Source organism: Aliamphritea ceti, from assembly GCF_024347215.1.
Lineage (GTDB): Bacteria > Pseudomonadota > Gammaproteobacteria > Pseudomonadales > Balneatricaceae > Amphritea > Amphritea ceti.
The window spans coordinates 5,051,510-5,071,872 of sequence record NZ_AP025282.1 but is presented as its reverse complement, the minus strand read 5'-3'; the positions used below and the strand labels follow the sequence as shown (position 1 = coordinate 5,071,872).

At 44.5% G+C, this 20,363-nt stretch carries 16 protein-coding genes; 10 read left to right on the top strand and 6 right to left on the bottom strand.

The window, feature by feature from the left end:
- Positions 1-194 precede the first annotated feature (194 nt).
- Positions 195-1,901: a methyl-accepting chemotaxis protein gene (locus OCU49_RS23020; protein WP_261842851.1), complete on the bottom strand. Its 1,707-nt coding sequence runs from the start codon at positions 1,899-1,901 to the stop codon at positions 195-197.
- Between the two features lie 489 nt (positions 1,902-2,390).
- On the opposite strand from OCU49_RS23020, the gene OCU49_RS23015 reads away from it, so the two are divergent.
- Together OCU49_RS23015 and OCU49_RS23010 are read left to right on the top strand one after the other, a co-directional pair.
- Entirely contained in the window at positions 2,391-2,603 is a 213-nt protein-coding gene (locus OCU49_RS23015) for a YgaP family membrane protein (protein ID WP_261842850.1), read from the top strand.
- Positions 2,600-4,594, top strand: a complete 1,995-nt coding sequence (locus OCU49_RS23010) for an EAL domain-containing protein (RefSeq protein WP_261842849.1) — start codon at positions 2,600-2,602, stop codon at positions 4,592-4,594. Before OCU49_RS23015 ends, OCU49_RS23010 begins: the two co-directional genes overlap by 4 nt.
- A gap of 547 nt (positions 4,595-5,141) precedes the next feature.
- Here the strand turns inward: OCU49_RS23010 and rnr are convergent.
- Positions 5,142-7,463, bottom strand: coding sequence for a ribonuclease R (gene rnr, locus OCU49_RS23005; protein ID WP_261842848.1), 2,322 nt, complete (start codon positions 7,461-7,463; stop codon positions 5,142-5,144).
- Between the two features lie 282 nt (positions 7,464-7,745).
- A complete protein-coding gene (locus OCU49_RS23000) occupies positions 7,746-7,955 on the bottom strand; it encodes a cold-shock protein (protein WP_261842847.1) in 210 nt (69 codons plus the stop codon).
- Between the two features lie 443 nt (positions 7,956-8,398).
- Here OCU49_RS23000 and OCU49_RS22995 point away from each other — a divergent pair, with 443 nt between their 5' ends.
- From OCU49_RS22995 to OCU49_RS22985, 3 genes are all read left to right on the top strand, one after another.
- A complete protein-coding gene (locus OCU49_RS22995; RefSeq protein WP_261842846.1) occupies positions 8,399-8,644 on the top strand; it encodes a Trp family transcriptional regulator in 246 nt (81 codons plus the stop codon).
- A gap of 68 nt (positions 8,645-8,712) precedes the next feature.
- Positions 8,713-10,104, top strand: coding sequence for an anthranilate synthase component I family protein (locus OCU49_RS22990; RefSeq protein ID WP_261842845.1), 1,392 nt, complete (start codon positions 8,713-8,715; stop codon positions 10,102-10,104).
- Between the two features lie 11 nt (positions 10,105-10,115).
- On the top strand, positions 10,116-10,793 hold the full coding sequence (locus OCU49_RS22985; RefSeq protein WP_261842844.1) for an anthranilate synthase component II: 678 nt from the start codon (positions 10,116-10,118) through the stop codon (positions 10,791-10,793).
- Positions 10,794-10,865: 72 nt separating this feature from the next.
- Here the strand turns inward: OCU49_RS22985 and OCU49_RS22980 are convergent, their stop codons facing one another.
- A complete protein-coding gene (locus tag OCU49_RS22980; protein ID WP_261842843.1) occupies positions 10,866-11,633 on the bottom strand; it encodes an SDR family NAD(P)-dependent oxidoreductase in 768 nt (255 codons plus the stop codon).
- Positions 11,634-11,771: 138 nt separating this feature from the next.
- Between OCU49_RS22980 and OCU49_RS22975 the strand changes: the two genes are divergently transcribed.
- A complete protein-coding gene (locus tag OCU49_RS22975; protein ID WP_261842842.1) occupies positions 11,772-12,107 on the top strand; it encodes a winged helix-turn-helix transcriptional regulator in 336 nt (111 codons plus the stop codon).
- Between the two features lie 56 nt (positions 12,108-12,163).
- Here the strand turns inward: OCU49_RS22975 and OCU49_RS22970 are convergent, their stop codons facing one another.
- The gene (locus OCU49_RS22970) at positions 12,164-13,141 is read right to left on the bottom strand and encodes a homoserine kinase (RefSeq protein ID WP_261842841.1); all 978 of its coding nucleotides are present in this window, start codon (positions 13,139-13,141) and stop codon (positions 12,164-12,166) included.
- A 234-nt stretch (positions 13,142-13,375) separates the two neighbouring features.
- Between OCU49_RS22970 and polA the strand changes: the two genes are divergently transcribed.
- Entirely contained in the window at positions 13,376-16,120 is a 2,745-nt protein-coding gene (gene polA, locus OCU49_RS22965; protein ID WP_261842840.1) for a DNA polymerase I, read from the top strand.
- Positions 16,121-16,340: 220 nt separating this feature from the next.
- On the opposite strand, the gene yihA is transcribed toward polA, so the two are convergent.
- Positions 16,341-16,958 (bottom strand): ribosome biogenesis GTP-binding protein YihA/YsxC, encoded by a 618-nt coding sequence (gene yihA / locus OCU49_RS22960; RefSeq protein WP_261842839.1) that lies wholly within the window; start codon positions 16,956-16,958, stop codon positions 16,341-16,343.
- 275 nt (positions 16,959-17,233) lie between these two features.
- Here yihA and OCU49_RS22955 point away from each other — a divergent pair, with 275 nt between their 5' ends.
- The 3 genes from OCU49_RS22955 to OCU49_RS22945 all read left to right on the top strand — a co-directional run bounded on the left by OCU49_RS22955 (position 17,234) and on the right by OCU49_RS22945 (position 20,325).
- Positions 17,234-17,836, top strand: a complete 603-nt coding sequence (locus OCU49_RS22955; RefSeq protein ID WP_261842838.1) for a c-type cytochrome — start codon at positions 17,234-17,236, stop codon at positions 17,834-17,836.
- A 148-nt stretch (positions 17,837-17,984) separates the two neighbouring features.
- A complete protein-coding gene (locus OCU49_RS22950; protein WP_261842837.1) occupies positions 17,985-18,614 on the top strand; it encodes a thiol:disulfide interchange protein DsbA/DsbL in 630 nt (209 codons plus the stop codon).
- Between the two features lie 154 nt (positions 18,615-18,768).
- Complete coding sequence (locus tag OCU49_RS22945; RefSeq protein ID WP_261842836.1) at positions 18,769-20,325, top strand: GGDEF domain-containing protein; 1,557 nt, start codon at positions 18,769-18,771, stop codon at positions 20,323-20,325.
- Positions 20,326-20,363 lie beyond the last annotated feature (38 nt).

The following is a 20,363-nucleotide window of genomic DNA, read 5'->3' as shown; positions in this document are numbered from 1 at the left end:
GCGCCCGGGTCTATGCTGATGCAGAATTTGCTGTATAAATAATCAGTGCCGGATTATAACAGACCAATTAATGGGCGCGAGTGTTATCTGAAAAGGAGAGAGAAAAGAAGATATCCAATAATTATTGAGTACCTTCTCTGTCGTGCGGCTTTGATCCCTTTGGTCATAAGGAAAGGATTCCTATTTTACAGGGGTCATGCTGTTAGCTTGAATTGTTTTATCTTCTGTTCCAGTTCTATAGCGAGTTGTGCCAGATTATTACTTGTGGAATTTAGTAGCTTCGAGCCCTCGCCATTTTCTTGGGCCATGTTATTTATTTCGAGTATGTTTTTATTTATCTCGTTTACTACTGCGCGCTGCTCTTCTGCGGCAGTGGCAACCTGAGCGTTCATATCCGAAATACTTGAGACCGCGTGCTGAACCTGTTGTAGCGATTCCGATACTTGTTCTGAGTTGGCCAGTACCTGGTTGGCTTGTTCCGATCCATGACGCATCGACTCTACCGAGGCGTTCGCACTTTTCTGTAATCGATTGATCATGTGTTCGATTTCGGCAGCAGAATTCTGGGTGTTTTGAGCCAGTGAACGTACTTCGTCGGCAACTACCGAGAAGCCACGACCTTGATCACCGGCACGTGCTGCTTCTATTGCGGCATTCAAGGCCAGTAGGTTGGTTTGGTCGGCTATATTTTTGATGACATCGAGTATGCCGTTGATCTCAATAGCGTCGTTTTCCAATGCACCAATAACAGCCATTGTTTCCGTGAGTTGTTGTGAAAGCTGGTGGACACCGGTAACAGTTTTATCGACTAACTGGCTACTTTCATTGGTTTGCTGCTTCGCTTCGATAGCGGTATCAGATGCCTGAGTTGTGTTGTGAGCAATTTCCTCAACCGCGGCACTCATTTCAGTAATGGCAGTGGCAACTTGTTCGGTATTTTCCTGTTGCGACAGGAGGTTTTGGTTAGTTTGTTCTGTAATCGTAGCGAGCTCCTGTGATGATGAAGATAAATGATTACCGCTGCTCTGGATGCTGTTAATGAGCTGCTTTAAATTTGTCAGCATCATGTTGATGGATTTATACACGCCGGATGTTTTATTTGAGTTAGTTTTAGCTCTCAGGTCACCTTCAGCAATTTTACGTGCAATGACATTTAGTAATTTGGGTTCATTACCTATTAGTTGCCAGATGGTTTGAGTGATCAAAAATGAAATTATTCCTCCCAGTGCGATTGAAAACAGTGTGATAGATAAAAGTATGTACAAGGCTTGTTGCTCGTGAGCGAGGGCTTTTTTTGCTGCGTGCTCAGTAAATGTGCTTATTTCGTCCACTACTGTTTCCAGTTCTTTGCTGAGCATATCTTCCTGATGCGTGATATCGGGTATAAGTTTTTCAACTTCCTGTATGCGGTGTTGTTGGAGAAGTGAAAGGGCTATCGATGCCTGAGATTGAAACTGTTGGTAATGGGTATTAATGGCTTCAGACATTTGAATGATTTTGGAGAATTCGTCCTTTTCAGGTTTGCTTTGGCTTTTCTGAAGAGCCTCTTTAGTAAGGGCTATAGCGCTACTTATCTCTGGGTTAATAAGTTTACTTAGCGAATTAAAATCTTGAATTGTCTGTTCCTGCTCGCTTATGAGTTGTTCATGTCCTTTTTCTATTTGTTCACCTTGTCGAATTGCACGTTCAAACATGAGCGCCTGTTTGAGTTGGTGAGTACTGATTTTGGTGAATTTTTCAGTGAGTGGAATATCAAGGTGAGCAATGCTGGTCAGTTCATTTCCTATGTTTTTCATTGTTAGGATCGAATAGGTAGAACAGATAATAATAAAGCTTAGAAGTAGTGCTGCGTTGCCGAATATCTGGGTTCTAATATTTATTTTTTTAAGAAGTATTTTCATGCAAAGCCTCGCATTTATGCTATTGGCTGCATCCTTGTATAGAAAGTAATCCTTGTTCTTAGGGGCGTTTTCAGTGAAAAGCTAGCTTAACACTATGATAGTAAGGCTAGTTTACTTCAGCTAATTCGCTTCCATTGCATACCTCAAAATGAGAGGTGGTAATTGGTTATCAGAGATTGGGGAGATAATGACTAAAACAGTGTGTGAAAAATTGCAATGTTGTGTATGAGAAACTATAAATAAGTAAGCCGTGGAAAAGTGATTAATTTTGCCTGCTTATTAATTGATGAATGTACTCTATTAACTGCTAGCTTTATATTTGAAATTAAATGGAATATTAAAAATAAAATTTTTATTATGGTAGATATAAGTTCTACAAAAAAGTATATGTAGCATACAGTTTGTTTTACTAGTAATGAGCCCCATTTAGAATCCATTTGTAATGAGTTATTTTTTATATAATTTAATATTGTTTTATGAGGAGACTCTATGATTAGAAACATGGGTATGCTGGATAGAACACTGAGGGTTTTTTTTGGTGCTATATTGATAATGATTAGTTGGCCATTTTTAGATGTAATTCCAGGAACGGTATTAAGTTATTTTTGTTTAATATTTGGCGTTATAAATATCGTTTCAAGTTTAATGTGTTGGTGCTTTATGTACTCTATTTTTGAAGTGTCAACTAAAGGTGATGAATGAGTTTTGTTAATGGTGTAAATAAATCATATGACGACAAATTATCAGAAAAGTCACTTCGCCGAAGAATTTTTTTCGGATGTTTATTTATAACATCAATAATTAGCTTACTATTTGTGATCGAAGGGTATGACTCAGCTATTGATTTTGGGCATCGGGTTGAGGGCTCGCAACTTCACGAAAACGCAGAACATGTTATTGAAGTACTTGATTCATCCTCTAATGACAATAATGAGTTATTACATTCAATAGTGGACCACCTTCATACTACGAATGAATCAGCTGTCATAGTGAAAAATAATGGCAATATAATTCAATCAGTTGAGGGTATTGGGCTAGATAAGATAAACGATATAATTTCTTTAATTGATGTAGAGAGTACCAAGCATCATTCTAGTAATAAAACGGAATCGCATGATCACTCTTCCATGTGTGATGGTGAATTTTGTTTGGTTGAGTGTGGTGGCGAAGAATTTAATTGGATGATCCATCAAAGTAAAAAATATGGTGATGTGTTAATAATTCAAAAGCATAATCTTATTTCTGCGGCAAAAGATTATGTCATACCCAGAATGCTGACATCTGCTGTAGTGGTAGTCTGGTTAGCATCTTGGTTTTCTTTCGGAATAGCAGTCATTCTATCGAAATTTATCGGTAAGTATCATCAGTCATTAAAGATTCATGTCTTTAACGATAGAGTGACAGGCCTTTTGAATGAGAAAGCTCTTATTGATAAGCTCTATAAGATCACAGATATTGATGATATGAGATATTATTTGGCTTTCATATCTATAGATAATATTAATGAATTTCAATTTTTACATGGTATTGAATTACGCGATCTTATAATGAAAAAGGTTTCTCTTTCTATAGGTGCTTTTTCTGGTGATGGTCTTTTAGGTGTTTATAACCATAATACATTCTTTTTATTAGTTAATACTCATGATAATAAATTGGATAAGTTAAAGGAAAATATTTTTTTATTATCTAAATCGTGTCTTGATGCGGCTGGAGTGAAATTTTCTCCAGTTTTTAGTATTGGTGAAAAATACTTTGATTCAAATGATTTTACTCCCAATGATGTTTTAGGGAATGCTGCTTATGCGCTTGAGATAGCACAAAAGACGAGATCTAAAGTTTTTACTTATGACGATAAGAATAGTGAAGAAATGCTTTTTAAAAGTGAGCTTTACAATGATTTATTAAACGCGATATCAAATAATGAATTCGTACTTTATTTTCAACCGAAAATAAATATAAGAACAAAAGCTATTAGTGGTGTTGAGGCATTAGTAAGATGGAAACACCCTAAGAAAGGGATTATTTATCCAGATCAGTTTTTAGATTTAGTAGAAAAAAGCTCTATAGCAAATTTTTTTAGTAGCCATATAGTTGATTTGGCTTTGGTTCAAATAAATGAATGGAATAGTTTAGGTCTTGAGATCAATGTTGCAATTAATGTTTCACCTAATGATCTTGATGGTGAAACCTTTATAAATTACATAAGTAAACTGCATTCTAATGGCGCTATAAAGCCTTCTATGTTAGATGTGGAGTTAACAGAGATAGCGAATAGTGTCTGTATTAAGAAGCTTGCAACAGTTTTATATAAATTACGAGATATGGGGATCAGGTGTTCTATAGATGATTTTGGTACAGGTATGGGGTCTCTCACATATTTAAAAGATATACCTGTTCATGCTGTGAAAATAGATAGGTCATTTGTACAAGATATGGATGTTAATCCGACTAGCTACGCTATCACTGATGCTACTGTCAGATTAGCTAATCGATTAGGATGCCTGGCTATTGCTGAGGGCATTGAAAATGAGTATATAGAAAAGGAATTGTTGAAAATTGGATGTGATATAGGCCAGGGCTATTTATATTCAAAGCCGATTCCAGGCAATGAAGTATTTGACTTCATTATTGAACACAATGAAAAATGCATTTTTTTAAATAATGAGTCTAAGGACGCATTAGTTTGTAAATGAATATATTGAATTGATTTATTTCCTGTATCCGCTTGCTAGCGTGGATGAAAATCTCAGCTTGTTTCCACTCTTTATAGACTTTCTATAGTAGCAGCGCCCCCCAATTCTGTGCTGGCCGATGAACTGAGGATTCTCATTCATTGCTATCGACGACGGGATCTTCGATATAGCTTCTAAATAGAGAACCTTATCAGAGTGACCTTGGTAGCGATTTGCAGTGCTGAAAGCATGGAGTAACCTAAAGTAGAGGCGGCTTTGGGTAATTGGGAGAATCTCTCCTGAGTATATTGAAGAGCTGCTTTCTAGCTCAGTCACAAACTTTATTGAATTTTGTCAGGGGAGTTGGATTATAAATAATCAGTGTCGGATTATAGCAGACCCTTTAGCGGGTGCAGTGTTATCTGAAATGGCGCGCAGAAATGTCACCCAATAATAAAACGCGTGAGGATATATTAATCAGGCGAATAGACGTGTCGAAAAGTGTCTGCGACAGGTTGGTTAACACCAACACTTATCGGAGACACTATTTAGATCATAGAGACCTTATTTAATGTTTTCTTGAAGATCTTGAAGCTCTTGAGTTTGATTTTGGCCGCATATCTACCATTTGAAATTCGATCTTTCTTTGTTCCATATCCACACGAGCGACTGTTATATCGACGGTATCTCCAATAGCGTAGCTGGTGTTAGAGCGTTCACCTTTTAGGCACTGTTTAGTTTCGTCAAACTGATAATAATCATGCTTGAGCGTGCTGATATGGATCAGGCCTTCTATCTTTGTATTCTCAAGTTCGATGAATAAGCCAAACTGTGTAACTGTGGTAATGCTACCTGTAAATGTAGAACCGATAGAGTCTTTCATGAAGTCACATTTGAGCCATGCATCAACGTCCCAGCTCGCTTTATCAGCGCGGCGGGATTGTTCTGAGCAGGCTGAAGCCAAAGCCGTCATGTCTTCTTTATCGTAAGGGTAACTTTTGGACGGATCGAGTGTCTTGGCATTTTTAATACGTCGAACAGAGTCCGTGTTAGTACCGGTTACAAGCTTCAGTGCACGACGTATTACTCCACCGCTTTCTTGTTTGCGAATGACTGAGCGTATCGCCCTGTGTACTAACAAATCGGGATAGCGTCGAATAGGAGATGTGAAGTGCGCGTAGGCCGAATAGGCTAAGCCGAAGTGACCGGCATTGTCTGCGCTATATTCTGCCTGGCTAAGTGAGCGTAGCATCATCGCTTGAATTGCACTGGCATCAGAACGTTCGTTAATACTGCTGAGTAACTGATCGTAATGAGCAGGGGCGGGTTTATCGCCACCGGACAGGTTAAGGCCTTTTTTGCCAAGAAATGTCCGCAAGCTTTTGAGTTTCTTCTCTTGTGGCCCGTTGTGATTACGGTATAGCGCAGGTAATTGTGCTTTTTCTAAAAAGCGCGCGGTGGCAACGTTCGCACATAGCATGCATTCTTCTATGAGTTTATGCGCGTCGTTTCGTTCTACCGGAAGTATTTTGTTAATTTTACGCTCGGCGTTGAATTCAAATTTTACTTCTTGCGTATCAAAGTCAATTGCACCGCGTTTATTACTGGCTTTTTGCAAGGCTCCATAGAGTTTATGTAAAGCACTAATATGCGGTACAAGAGAAGCGTGTTTGTCATGCATGCGCCGCCCGAGCCGGGACTTTGGCGCCGTTAACAATGCATTTACCTGATTATAGGTAAGTCTGGCGTGCGAATGAATGACCGCTTCTGAAAATTCGTAACGGGTCATATTCCCTTGCGGATTGATCTGCATTTCACAAACAATTACCAGACGGTCAGCGTGTGGATTCAGTGAACAAAGCCCATTAGATAACGCTTCGGGTAGCATTGGCACAACATGCCCGGGAAAGTATACAGAGGTTCCCCGTTTTTCAGCTTCTTGATCCAGAGGGCTGTTCGGAGTGACATAATGGGAGACATCCGCAATGGCTACCCAGAGTTTCCAGCCACCATTAGGCAGAGACTCACAATAGACGGCATCATCAAAATCTTTAGCATCTTCACCATCAATGGTTACAAACGGGAGCTTTCTCAGGTCAACACGGTGTGATTTGTCGGATTCAGTGACTGACGTACCCAAGGACTTGGCTGCTTGTAATACATCTTCCGGCCATAAAAAAGGAATGCTGTGTTCCCGTATCGCAATGTCGATCTCCATTCCTGGTGCCATGGCATCGCCCAGTACTTCAGTGACTTTTCCATATGCGTTGTACTGATGACATGGATAATCAGTAATTGTTACAACAACATACTGACCTTCTTTAGCCCCCAGTAAATGATCTTCATCAATATCAATCTCATGTGCAATACGGTTGTTTTCAGGTTTAATGAAATAGCCACCGTTTTCGACACTTAGTTGCCCAACGACGTAGGGTGTATTGCGTTCAATTACTTTAACAAGTGATGCTTTCTCACGACCACGATGATCTTTACCTACAATACGAACCTGCGCAAGATCACCATCAAATAGCTTTAACATGTCTTGTTTACTTAGGAGTAAATCGTCGTCATTTCCGTCTACAGCCAAAAAGCCAAATCCTTCACGATGGCCAGAAACGCGGCCGTGAATTAGGTCTCCATCTTTAAATAAGCTATAGCCTGTACGGTGGTGATAAGCGACTTGTCCGTCACGTTCCATCGCCCGCAAGCGGCGTCGTAGAGCTTCCAGCTCTTCTTCACCGGATAACATCAGTGATGTTGCCAGTTGTATTCTATTCATAGGACTGTCGTGCTTTTTCAGCACTTCAAGAATGTAATCACGGTTCGGAATAGGGTGACTGTATTTTTGATTATCCAGGGGGGTAATTGCAGCTTTTGAAACGGCTTTCATTTAAATTTCTCTCAGGAAAATATAGCCAAAAGCGTTGCAATTTGAAGATAGAAATATGATGTGTTGGTACAGATCAGATATAACAATGGCAAGACAAGGTGGCTGGTAGCACTCATATAACAGAGCGGCTTAGAATATATTGGAGTTCAGGGAGTTGTAAAAAGAGGCAGTGTGACCCTGAAACCGGGCAGTTCACAGTAAGCAATGTTTACTATGAATATAAGAAAACGCAGGCACTAAGCTTTATAAGCTCAGCGCCGGGGTTAACAAAGACGCAATAAATTAAACTGCGACGATGTTTTCAGCTTGTGGGCCTTTTTGGCCTTGAGTTACAGTGAACTCAACAGCCTGACCTTCAGCAAGGGTTTTGAAGCCTGAGCTAACGATCGCGCTGAAATGTGCGAAAACATCTGGACCGGACTGCTGTTCAATAAAACCAAAACCTTTAGTTTCGTTAAACCATTTTACGGTGCCAGTAACTGTATTAGACATAATTTACTATCCTGTAGATAAATATAAAGGTGCCTTCATGAGGCATGAATAGCGGAAATGAAAATATGAGATTTAGAAACTACAGGACGAAGAACTGCTAGGTGCTACGAGATGGAGAGTGTAAAAATAAGACTTTCTTTAAGCTGCGCTCACCGTATAGACCGACAGTGGATAAGTCAACAGATATTTGTACTTACTATTGACAAGTGAACAAATGAATTAGTTGTTTTATACAGCGGGTTCCCCCCTCACTCTATTACCTGGAATCACGAGTATCCGTTTGCCTATATAACGGGCTAAACATCTGCGTCACAAATTTAATCTTGCAACGCATATACTTACATTAACGATTGCCCCGTAAATGCTGGCAACTTAAATAATGCTTGACTGAAAATCTAACTGTACTAGCATACTAGTTCGCTAGTACATGAAAAGTTGTTCCTATGAGTATTGAAAAAGAATACGTCGCTGCTTTGACAAGTCATCTGTTAGAGATTGATAACCCGGATGCGATGGAGACGGCATTGCGTGATTTGCTCACACCTAATGAATTTGTTGAAGTGACTAAGCGCTTACAGATATTCAGGATGTTAGAGCAGGGCGTACCGCAGCGTCAGATAGCTGAAACCCTGGGTGTTGGCATTGCCACTGTTACCCGCGGTTCCAGAGCGTTAAAAGATAGTCAGTAAAGCGCGTTAACCTTATACAACCCTGACTGCCGCGATGATTAAGGCAGTTATTGAATTCAGAGAATGTTATGTCCCGTAAGCCCGAGCCGATCAATTTGCCACGGAAACCGCAGTACGTCCCTATGGGGGCCGGTTGCGACTTTTTTGAGTTATTTAAAAAGCTGGATAAACAGTTTGATGTTTGTTTCATGCTGGAGTCTCTGGGGGAAGAAAGCTACATCTCCCGCCACTCTATTATTGGTTTTGATCCGGAAAAGCTTATTTGGGCAGAAGGTAAGAGTCTGTTTATTCAAGAGCGGGATGGTACGACAGAAGAGTATCCAAGTGATAATCCGTACTACTTACTTCGTGATCTGATTCCTCAGGATGTTATTTCCCGCAAATATGCTGGCGGTCTGACCGGCTATCTGGGCTATGACAGCATGAATTACTTTGAGCCTACGCTGAATTTGCAAAGCAGCGATATGTTCAATGCTTTTAAGTTTGGTCTATATAAAGACGGCCTAATTCTGGACAAAATGACCGGTGAGATATTCTACTTCTATTACGATGATAATCGTCTGGATCTGGTACAGCAGCTGATTGATGCTGAGTATCCGGGCAACGGAGAGCTGGAAATTCTGGTTGGCGAAGAAACCATGAGTCGCGAAGAGCACGCCGCAGCGGTTATGAAGGTGAAGCAGGACATTATTGAAGGCAAAATCTTCCAGACGGAAGTTGGCTTTAAGAAGCGCTTCACTCTGAAAGGCGACACGATCAATATTTATGAGCAATTGCGTGAGGTTAATCCTTCACCGCAGATGTATTACCTGAAGTTTGGTGATCAGAAACTGATAGGCGCCAGCCCTGAGCTATTGTTCCGCTTACGTCAGGGAGAGATGGAAACATTCCCGCTGGCGGGTACGGCAAAGCGTGGTGCGACCGAAGCGGAAGACCGTGAGCTGGCCCGAAACCTGTTAAATGATCCGAAAGAAATTGCGGAGCACAATATGATTGTGGATTTACACCGCAACGATATTGGCCGGGTTGCACAGTTTGGTACGGTGAAAGTACGTAGCCTGATGGATATAAAACGCTTTAGCCATGTGCAGCATATCTCCAGTGAAATTGTCGGCATCATTGCTCAGGATCAGGATATGTTTTCTGCCCTGGCGAGTAACTTCCCGGCGGGAACTTTAACCGGCGCGCCTAAGATCGAAGCGATGAAAATCATTGATGATCTGGAGTCTGACGGCAGAGGCCCGTATGGCGGTGCGGTTGGGCATTTCTCCTTTAATGGTGACTGTGCGTTTGCGATTCCAATCCGGACAGTATTTGCTAATAAGGAAGAAGCGTACGTGCAAACCTGTGGTGGCAATGTGTACGACTCTAATCCTGAAGATGAGTATCAGGAAATTCAGCGAAAGTTTGCCGGTACCAAGAAAGTGCTGGATCAATTTGTTAAAGATACAGCGCAGTAAGGGGCACGGGCATGAAAGTTTATATTATTGATAATTACGATTCCTTTACGTACAACCTGTATCAGTATATTGGTGAGATTCTTAGTGCTGAACAGCATCAGGGCCGGCTGGAAAATTTTCAGCTGGTGGTGAAGCGTAATGATGAAGTGACGCTGGAAGATATTAAAGCTGCTGCACCTGACCGGATTATTGTTTCTCCGGGTCCGGGTACACCGGAAGATGAAAGCTATTTTGGTATCTGCGCGCAGGTGATCGAAGAGCTGGGTAAAACCATTCCGCTGTTGGGTGTATGTCTCGGTATGCAGGGAATTGTGCATCAGTTTGGCGGTAAGGTGGTAAAGGCTGCATTGCCTATGCACGGTAAAATCAGTCCGATTGTGCACGATGGCAGTTCGGTATTCCGTGCTATTCCTAATTTTCTGGAAATCATGCGTTATCATTCACTGATTGCAGAGGTTAGCAGCTTCCCGGATTGCCTGCGGATAACCGCTGTCGTGAATCAGGCTGACGCCGGTGAAATGTCAGAAGCAGATCTCGCGGCACTGATTACGGACCCTGCTGCTAAGTACGAGGTAATGGGGCTGCAGCATAAGGAATATCCGATTTATGGCATTCAGTTTCATCCGGAGTCTTTTGCGACTGAAGGTGGTAAAGAGCTGATCCGGAACTTCCTTTTTTGCGAAGCATGATACTGGTTTAGTGCATCGAGTATAAAAGACCGCCAGAGCCTCAGTTCTGGCGGTTTTTTTTTGTCTGTTATATCAGTTACGACCAGCCATGACGCCGCCATCTACATCCCAGACAGCACCGGTAACCCAGCTGCTTTTTTCGCTGAGTAGAAAGCTAACTGTTTCCGCTACATCCGCAGGCTGACCGATACGGCCTATTGGATGGAAGCTGTTAAAGCCAGCCAGGGCACTGCTGACTTCTTCCTGAGGGATAAAGGCTTCGTAGATAGGTGTAGCCACTACAGCCGGCGACACTGCATTTACCCGGATGTGGTAATCCGCCAGTTCCATTGCCATGTGCTGTGTCAGCGCATGCAGGCCTGCTTTAGCCATTGAGTATGCTGATGAGGGCGTTGCTTTAACGGCTTGCTTAGCCCACATTGAGCCAATATGAACAATGCTGCCACCGCCATGCTGCTGCATGTTGCGGGCTACGGCCTGTGAAATAAAGAAACTTGCCTGATTGAGTTGCATGTAGAGGTTATAGTCTTCCGGGGTATGTTCCAGAAAGGCTTTTGGATTGAAGTAGCCAGCAGCATTGACGAAATATTTAATGGCTTGTGGCTGGGCGGCGATGTCGCTGATCAGGTCATCGACATCTTGGGCATCGTACAGGTCAGCCTGACGTGTAGAGAGTAAACCGCTGCTTTGATGTTGTTCAGCTATCTGGCTGAGTTTTTGTGCGGAACGGCCGATAATGCAGGTGCTGATGCCCTGTGCCATTAGCTGTTCTGCGATGGCCTGACCCATGCCGCTGGAACCGCCGAGGATAATTGCTGATGCTGTTTGTGTGGCTTGCATTTTGATTGTTTCCCATGATTAATGATTAACATTAAGACGGTGCTGTGAACCGTTCTGTATGGGATTCAGTGTATGGATAGCGACGCTGATAAAAAGTAAGTACAAACCGGTGCTATAGGTACTTTTCGGTACAGTTTGATGAAATCTAAAGATAAAATATTTTCACAAAAGTCGGCTCCAGCACGCAGTGCGCGGATGGTGGAAACTATCTATGGCTGCAAATGGTCACTGACGGTGTATCAGTTGTTGGCACATGAGATAAATCGTCCGGGTGAAATGGTACGCAGTGTCGAAGGGTTAACCACTAAAGTGCTCAATGAATGCCTGCGTAAGAATGTGGATTTCGGCATTCTGAAACGTATTAGCTATCCGGAAGTACCGCCGCGGGTTGAATATGAGGTAACCCCATTCGGGCAGCGTTTCATTGCGGTGCTGGATGAGCTGGAGTCGCTTGCCGAAGCGCTTGAAGAATAGCCGTATTTGCATCAAAAAAGGCCATCGTAATGATGGCCTTTTTTATATCGGAATTATTATACCGGGAGCTGCCCGGGATGCTGAATACGTTGTAGCAGAATCTGCTTCAGTTCATCAGGATCTTTAAGCTTCTGGGTGCTGTTTTCATCCAGCCAGGGTATCAGGCGGGAGAGCCAGAAACGCATAGCGGCGGTGCGGGTCAGTTGTGCCCATGCCTTATGTTCGCCGGCAGTAAAGGGGCGCTCATTCGCGTAGGCCTGTAACAGTGCGGTTTCCCGTTCGGAGTCGATGCTGCCGTCAGGATTCACACACCAGTCATTGGCTACAATGGCAAGATCATATAGCAGGTAACCGGTACAGGCATTGTAGAGGTCAATGATGGCGCTTAGTGCGTCACCATCGAACAGTGCATTGTCGAAAAATAAATCGCCGTGAATGACGCCCATCGGTAAGTCGTTTGGCTGTTCCCGAAGTTCATCAAATAGCGTAACTTCCGTGCGTAGCAGGCCGGCATCTTCAGCTGTCAGTTTACTGGCAATAGCTGCGGATTCCCGGCGCCACCAGAAGACTCCCCGGTGGGCCTGACGCTGCATGTAGAAGTCATTACCCGCTTTATGAAACTGAGCCAGCGCTTTGCCTATTTGTGCGCAGTGGTCCGGAGTTAAGCTTGCCAGATGGCCACCGGCAAAGCGGGGTTGGATCAGCGTTGGCCGCTGCTTTAACGATTTTAGTGCGATGCCGTTTCTGTCCTGCATCGGATGCGGGACAGAAATCTGTCTGTTTGCCAGCCAGGTTGTAAGTTCGACGAAATACGGCATTTCATCCATCGTCAGTTCTTCAAACAAAGTAAGTACATACTCTGCTGTTTCGCCCTGATCAGTCTCCAGGGTGACGAAGTAATTTGTATTCTCTATACCGCCGTCAATGCCTTGATGGCTGACCAGTTTGCCCAGGTCAAAATCGGAAAGGAATGTTTCGAGTTCAGCGCTGCTGACAGAGGTATAAACGGCCATAGACGGAAGATTCTTGCTCATTTTTAGTGGGCTGCATAGTAAGGCTTCACTGCTGGCTCGACAACTAAATTTCATTAGTAGTAGCTGACAGACAGGAAATTGCTGCTAACAACAGGCTTATGTCTTGGGTACCCCGGGCAGATGGCATATGATGTTGCCTATTCCCGCTGAATAAGCAATTTCATGAGGGCTGGCCGGTATCTGATCTGGTTTTTGCCTTTTTAATCTACAGTTTGAAGATTAAGTCTGAGTACTATGGCCAATTCTAATCCGCTAATCCTCGTTGATGGTTCATCTTATCTATACCGTGCTTTTTTTGCTTCCCAGCAAGCTGATATGCGTAACTCGCAAGGCGAGCCGACCGGTGCTGTGCGTCTGGTAACCAGCATGCTGCGCAGTCTGATAAAGCAATATCCGGGGAGCCCTGTAGCGGTTGTCTTCGATGCCAAGGGTAAGACTTTCAGAGATGATATATATCCTGAATATAAAGCTCAGCGGCCGTCTATGCCGGATGATTTGCGGGCTCAGATTGAGCCGATTCATAACATTGTGCGTGCTATGGGCTTTCCGTTGCTGGCAGTTACCGGCGTTGAAGCGGATGACGTTATCGGTACGCTGGCCCGTCAGGCCAGTGCGCAGCAACAGGCGACGATTATTTCGACCGGCGATAAAGATATGGCGCAGCTGGTAGATGAGCATGTTGCACTGATCAATACCATGACCGATACCTATATGGACCGGGCCGGTGTTGAGGAAAAGTTTGGTATTCCGCCGGAACTGATTATCGATTATCTGGCGTTGATGGGCGATAAAGTCGATAACATTCCAGGTGTGCCGGGTGTCGGCGAAAAAACTGCATTGGCACTGTTACAGGGGATCGGCAGCATTGCGGACCTGTACGAGAATCTCGATAAAATTGCTGACCTGGGCTTCCGTGGTTCAAAAAGTATGGCAGCTAAGCTTGAGCAACATAAAGACTCTGCTGATCTCTCATATTTGCTGGCAACCATTAAGACTGACCTGGAGCTGGATACCGCGATTGATGAAATTCCGGTACCGGTCACTGATAAAGAGGCTTTAGCGGAGTTATTTAAAGCCTGTGAATTCAAATCCTGGATTCTGGAGTTGGAAGAAGGCGGCGACAGTGCTGCGGTGTCTCTCGCAGGGGAAGACGTGATTGCCGCACCTGCTGAAATTGTTTATGAAACGCTACTTGAGCAGGAACAGCTAGACAGCTGGCTTAAAACTTTGGAAGACGCTGAGCTATTCGCCTTCGATACTGAGACTGACAGCCTTAACTATATGCAGGCGAATCTGATCGGCCTGTCATTCGCAGTAGAACCCGGTAAAGCGGCTTATGTTCCGCTGGCTCATGACTATATGGGCGTGCCGGTACAGCTTGACCGGGATGCCGTTCTGGCTCAGATGAAGCCTTTACTGGAAAGTGACGAGCATAAAAAAGTCGGGCAGCATCTGAAGTACGACATGAACGTGCTGGCTCGGTATGACATCGAATTACGCGGTGTTGCATTCGATACCATGCTTGAGTCCTATGCACTGAATTCAACCGCTACTCGACACAATATGGATAGCATGGCGGATGCGTATCTGGGTGTTAAAACGGTTAAGTTTGAAGATATTGCCGGTAAAGGTAAAAAACAGCTGACCTTCAACCAGATTGATCTGGAACAGGCCGCGCCATACGCGGCTGAAGATGCGGATATTACGCTGCGTTTGCACCAGACGCTGGCGGCGAAGCTTGAGCATGAAGCCAGTTTGCAGAAGGTCTTTACTGAAATAGAGCTGCCATTAGTACCTGTATTAGCCCGTATGGAGCGTCAGGGTGCGCTGGTGGATGTTAATCAGTTGGCACAGCAGAGCATGGACCATGGTAAGCGTCTGCAGGAGCTGGAAACGGAAGCGCATGAGCTTGCCGGTGCGCCTTTCAATTTAAGTTCACCGAAGCAGTTACAGGAAATCCTGTTTGAGCAGCAAAAGCTGCCAGTGATTAAGAAGACACCTAAAGGCGCTCCTTCTACTGCCGAAGAAGTCCTGCAGGAGCTGGCGCTGGATTATCCGTTGCCGAAGCTGATTATTGAACACCGGGGCCTGAGTAAGCTGAAGAGTACTTATACTGACAAGCTGCCGTTGATGGTCGATCCGGGTACTAGGCGTATTCATACCTCGTATCATCAAGCGGTCACGGCGACAGGGCGTTTGTCTTCGACAGATCCTAACCTGCAGAATATTCCGATTCGAAGCCAGGAAGGCCGCCGGATTCGTCAGGCATTCATTGCGCCGGAAGGCTATAAGCTGGTAGCAGCGGATTACTCGCAAATCGAATTACGGATCATGGCGCATTTGTCACAGGACAAAGGTTTGCTGAATGCGTTTGCCCATGGTGAAGACATTCACAAAGCTACAGCCGCTGAAGTGTTTGGGGTTGGACTGGATCAGGTGAGCATCGATCAGCGTCGCAGTGCGAAAGCGATTAACTTTGGTCTGATTTATGGCATGTCCGCTTTTGGCTTAGCTAAGCAATTGGGAATAGGCCGTAACGAAGCACAGAAGTATATCGACCATTATTTTGCGACGTACCCGGGCGTGCAGCATTATATGGATGATGTGCGTATGAAGGCTGCAGAGAACGGCTATGTTGAAACCTTGTTTGGACGCCGCCTGTACTTACCGGAAATTAAAGCCAGTAACGGTATGCGCCGTCAGGCTGCTGAACGAACCGCTATCAATGCACCGATGCAGGGCACGGCAGCCGATATCATCAAGCGTGCGATGGTTAAAGTCGATGACTGGTTGCTGAGCAGCGATAACGGTGTGCGGATGATCATGCAGGTACACGATGAACTGATTCTGGAAGTCCCTGAAGCGCAGGTGGCAGAGGTGAGTGCTCAGCTGGTTTCCATAATGGAGAATGCTGCTGATCTGGATGTGCCATTGCTGGTGGAAGCGGGTACAGGTGATAACTGGGATGAGGCGCATTAAGTAACGCGCCGCTGAGGATACCCAAATCTTTAGGTGATCATAAATCATGCAAAAAATTTGGGTAAATTCTGTGTTTCAACTAATCTTAATGTGAGGCCTTAATGTTTTTTTCTGTTTGGCCTTGAGCGTAGACAACACGCATTGAAGCTCTCAAGAACGAACGTTCCCCTTTGTGTTTTTGAGAGCTTCTCTATGTTTTTAGGTTAAACGTTTTTCTCGTTTAACCTTCTTCAGCCAGCAGCAAATTGCTGAGCCTTTCCCGCAGCTGGTCTACACCGGTTTTCTTCAGCGCAGAAAATAACTGAATGGTGATTAACGGATCATTCTTAACATCCAGTGTGCGACTCAGTTGTAGCAAGGTGTTCTGCGCAGGCCCGCGCTTTAACTTATCAGCTTTGGTGAGCAGAATATGCAACGGCATCTGCGCGCTCTGACACCAGTCAATCATCATCTGATCGAATTCTTTTAACGGATGGCGAACATCAACCATTAGTACTACACCACGCAGACAATCACGTGATTGCAGATAATCGTCCAAATGCTTCTGCCAGTGCTCTTTCATAGCAATAGGCACTTTTGCATAACCATAACCGGGTAAATCTACCAGGCGAACATCTTCGACATTGGTATCGAAGAAGTTAATCAGCTGAGTACGGCCAGGGGTTTTACTGGTACGGGCAAGTTTGGCGTTGGTCAGTGCGTTCAGGGCGCTGGATTTACCAGCGTTTGAGCGCCCGGCAAAGGCAACTTCAGCACCGTTGTCTTCAGGACACTGGCTGAGCTTACTGGCGCTGGTGTTAAAACGCGACAGGTGATAGTGGATTTGTGCTTGTGTCATGCGGTTGCCTTAAATCGGAATTGAACGCTGCTGGAGTCTTGCGTTAAGTCATTATTATGCGGGATTTTACCTGCTTCTGCCGGAGAATGCGTGGCGTTCGACTAAATGTCCGGCTAAATCGTTCCAGTTTGTGTGGATATTAGGTTATAATGCCGCCGAAATTCTACCTGTGGCTAGGCGATAACTCTAGTCCGGGATTGGTGAGGTAGCTCAGTTATGTCTGTGTGAGGGACATGGCGGATGCCGTTAGCAAATAATAGCAAGAGTCTAGGTTGATGAATAAACTACTGATCGCCTTACTGGTAAGTGTTGGTATCACAGGTGTTGCTCAGGCAGCAGGTGATGCTGCTGCAGGTCAAGCCAAAACTGCAATTTGTGCCGCTTGTCACGGTGCTGACGGTAACAGTGCCGTTGCCAATTTCCCAAAACTGGCAGGCCAGAACGAACGCTACCTGCTGAAGCAGATGCAGGAAATCAAAGCCGGTACCCGTCAGGTTGTTGAAATGACAGGTATGCTAACCAACCTGAGCGATCAGGATATGGAAGATATCGCTGCATACTTTGCTTCTAAAAACGTTCAGGTAGGCAGCGCGTCTCCTGAATTGGTGAATGCTGGTCGTGATATTTATCGTGCCGGTGTTCAGGCTAAAGGTGTTGCCGCTTGTACAGCATGTCACCTGCCAACAGGTAGCGGTAATGCTTCTGCAGGTTTCCCGCAAATTGGCGGTCAGCACGCAGACTATACTGCTAAGCAGCTGAAAGCATTTGCCAGCGGTGCGCGTAACAATGATCCTTCCGGTATGATGCAGGATATTGCTTCTAAGCTGAGTGAAGAAGAGATTAAAGCTGTTTCCAGCTATATTCAGGGTCTGCACTAAGCCGACTGCTTCTGAGCACAGAAATAGATATTAAAGGTAGCTTCGGCTACCTTTTTTGTTGGCGCCGGGGAACTCATGAACGTTTTATGAGTCCCAGAAACGAAGATAAATGTTTATGCCTTTCAGGGCGTTACTTGGAGAGTTGATCATGTGGAAGAGAATCTGTGCCGTACTGCTGTTGGCGGTTAGCCCGTTAATTACGCATGCCGCAGAATTTACTGAAGGTGTGCATTACGAAAAGCTGGATACTCCGGTAAAAACAACCGATGCTAAACGCTTTGAGGTTGTAGAGGCATTCGGCTACCTGTGCCCGCACTGTAATAACTTCGAGCCACTTTTAGAACCATGGGTAGAGCGTCAGCCTGCTGATGTGAATTTTGTTCGTATTCCGGTGGTGTTTAGCCGTTCATGGGAGCCAATGGCACGCGCGTACTATTCTTCTGAATTATTGAAGACTCTGGATAAAACTCATCAGGCGACTTTCAACGGTATCCATCAGGAGCGTCGTCGTTTTAAAAATGCCGATGACCTGGCAGAGTTCTATGCAAATCTGGGTGTTGACCCAGAAAAATTTAAGAAGATGTATGACTCATTTGCAACCAATATGAAGCTGAACATTGGTGCGTCTAAGCTGGCAAGCTACGGTATTGAAGGTGTGCCGACTCTGATTGTTAACGGTAAGTATCGTGTAACAACGGGAACTGCAGGCAGCCACGCCAACATGCTAAAAGTAGTTGAATACTTGCTTGAAAAGGAACGTACTGCCCAAGGCAGTTAAGTTTATAGCGGGTACTGTTTCAAACGCTTATTTAAACCTCGCCATGTGCGGGGTTTTTTATATTTTAGCCTCCCAAAGCGAGTGGCAATCTATGGCGACAGTAGAGGCGAGAGTATACCATAGCGGCTACTGATCGGTTCTGGTAGGTAGTCGGATGTCAAACAAGCAGAATGAGTGGAAAGATAAATACAAAGAACTCGCCCTTGAAATGGACGAGTTGCAGAAGCAATTGGATGACCGTTCTCTGAGTCGTCTGACTACTCAAATGGCTGTGCACTTAACAGGTGTCACACCAAAACTGGATACTGCTTTACTGCAGCTGACAGAAGAACTGAAAGCTAATCAGCAAACTGAAACGTATCAGGTCGCTTTAGATTCGGTTGATAAAGAATTACGCGGTGTTGACCAGGCGCAGCAGAAAACTGACGGCGATTTACTGAAGGTCCTGCGTGAGTGGTTACGGCAGATTAACGATAATCTGGCTGCGGATCAGAATAATGCGCAGTTAGACAATATTGGCGAGATGATTCCTCAGGCGGTTGAACGTAAAGCTGCTTTGCCGGGCGTCATGAAAGATCTGCTGGAACTGCAAAAGCCGTTGTTGAACAGTGCCGACAGTATACCTGTAGCAACGCCTGTTTCTCTCGGTACCGAGAGCGATGATGAGTTAAATGATCTGTGTAAGCAGGTTGAAATGGAATTGGTCACCTTAGTTAAAAGTCTCTATATCCCTAAATCTGATCAGGCAGATGCTAAAGCGCTGATTAAGCAGATTCGCCAGGGAATAAACCTTAAATGTATGTCGGATGTGTTTCAGAACTTAACGCAGCTGATTGTCAGTGTTGCCAGTCGCAGCAGCAGTGACTTTGAAGATTATCTGGTGAATCTGAATTCGCAATTGTCAGAAGTGCAGATCTTTTTGACCGACAGCCATAAAGATGAAGTTGAGAATGGTAAAGAAACTGATCAGCTGAATACGCTTATCCGACGTGATGTTAAAGCCATTCATCAGGCGGTGACTGACAGCAGTGATATTAATCAGCTGAAAGTGCAGGTGTCTTCCCAGCTCAAGAGTATCGTTAAGTCGATGGATGATTTTCGCAGCCATGAAGAAGCGCGTGAAAAGGCTGTAGAAGAGCGCTACGTAGCAATGAATGACCGTCTGCAGCAGATGGAAACTGAGAGTATGCAAGTGCGTGCACGTATAGAAGCAGAGCGCACTAAAGCAATGACAGATCCGTTAACTATGTTGCCAAACCGGGCTGCGTACGATGAAAAGATCGCTGCCGAATTTGAGCGTTGGAAGCGCTATCAGCAATTTTTCTCTGTCGTTGTTTGCGACTTAGATTTCTTCAAGAAAGTAAACGATTCCTATGGGCACTTGGCCGGCGATAAAGTATTACGTTTAGTGGCAAACATCTTAACGAATAAATGTCGTTCAACAGATTTTGTCACCCGCTTTGGTGGGGAAGAGTTTGTTATTCTGATGCCTTCTACAACGTCAGCAGAAGCTGCCCAGGCAGTGGAAAAAATTCGTCATGGTATTGAAAGTAGTCCGTTTAATTTTCACGGTAAGTCGGTGACGATCACGATGTCGTTCGGTGTGGCTGAAATAGATGCAGCGGACAGTATCGAGTCACTTTTCAACCGGGCAGATAAAGTTTTGTATACGGCAAAGAAAAATGGCCGTAACCGTGTTGAAGTCGCCTGACTTTGACACGGCTCATGGGTTTTCCTTTACCTTCCCCT

Excerpts from the sequence above, each read along its gene's own strand:
- OCU49_RS23020 (WP_261842851.1), bottom strand. The coding sequence starts at position 1,901 with ATGAAAATACTTCTTAAAAAAATAAATATTAGAACCCAGATATTCGGC.
- OCU49_RS22950 (WP_261842837.1), top strand. The coding sequence starts at position 17,985 with ATGTGGAAGAGAATCTGTGCCGTACTGCTGTTGGCGGTTAGCCCGTTA.
- OCU49_RS22945 (WP_261842836.1), top strand. The coding sequence starts at position 18,769 with ATGTCAAACAAGCAGAATGAGTGGAAAGATAAATACAAAGAACTCGCC.
- OCU49_RS22985 (WP_261842844.1), top strand. The coding sequence starts at position 10,116 with ATGAAAGTTTATATTATTGATAATTACGATTCCTTTACGTACAACCTG.
- OCU49_RS23010 (WP_261842849.1), top strand. The coding sequence starts at position 2,600 with ATGAGTTTTGTTAATGGTGTAAATAAATCATATGACGACAAATTATCA.
- OCU49_RS23015 (WP_261842850.1), top strand. The coding sequence starts at position 2,391 with ATGATTAGAAACATGGGTATGCTGGATAGAACACTGAGGGTTTTTTTT.
- OCU49_RS22970 (WP_261842841.1), bottom strand. The coding sequence starts at position 13,141 with ATGAGCAAGAATCTTCCGTCTATGGCCGTTTATACCTCTGTCAGCAGC.
- OCU49_RS22980 (WP_261842843.1), bottom strand. The coding sequence starts at position 11,633 with ATGCAAGCCACACAAACAGCATCAGCAATTATCCTCGGCGGTTCCAGC.
- rnr (WP_261842848.1), bottom strand. The coding sequence starts at position 7,463 with ATGAAAGCCGTTTCAAAAGCTGCAATTACCCCCCTGGATAATCAAAAA.
- polA (WP_261842840.1), top strand. The coding sequence starts at position 13,376 with ATGGCCAATTCTAATCCGCTAATCCTCGTTGATGGTTCATCTTATCTA.
- OCU49_RS22975 (WP_261842842.1), top strand. The coding sequence starts at position 11,772 with ATGAAATCTAAAGATAAAATATTTTCACAAAAGTCGGCTCCAGCACGC.
- OCU49_RS22990 (WP_261842845.1), top strand. The coding sequence starts at position 8,713 with ATGTCCCGTAAGCCCGAGCCGATCAATTTGCCACGGAAACCGCAGTAC.
- OCU49_RS22955 (WP_261842838.1), top strand. The coding sequence starts at position 17,234 with ATGAATAAACTACTGATCGCCTTACTGGTAAGTGTTGGTATCACAGGT.
- yihA (WP_261842839.1), bottom strand. The coding sequence starts at position 16,958 with ATGACACAAGCACAAATCCACTATCACCTGTCGCGTTTTAACACCAGC.
- OCU49_RS23000 (WP_261842847.1), bottom strand. The coding sequence starts at position 7,955 with ATGTCTAATACAGTTACTGGCACCGTAAAATGGTTTAACGAAACTAAA.
- OCU49_RS22995 (WP_261842846.1), top strand. The coding sequence starts at position 8,399 with ATGAGTATTGAAAAAGAATACGTCGCTGCTTTGACAAGTCATCTGTTA.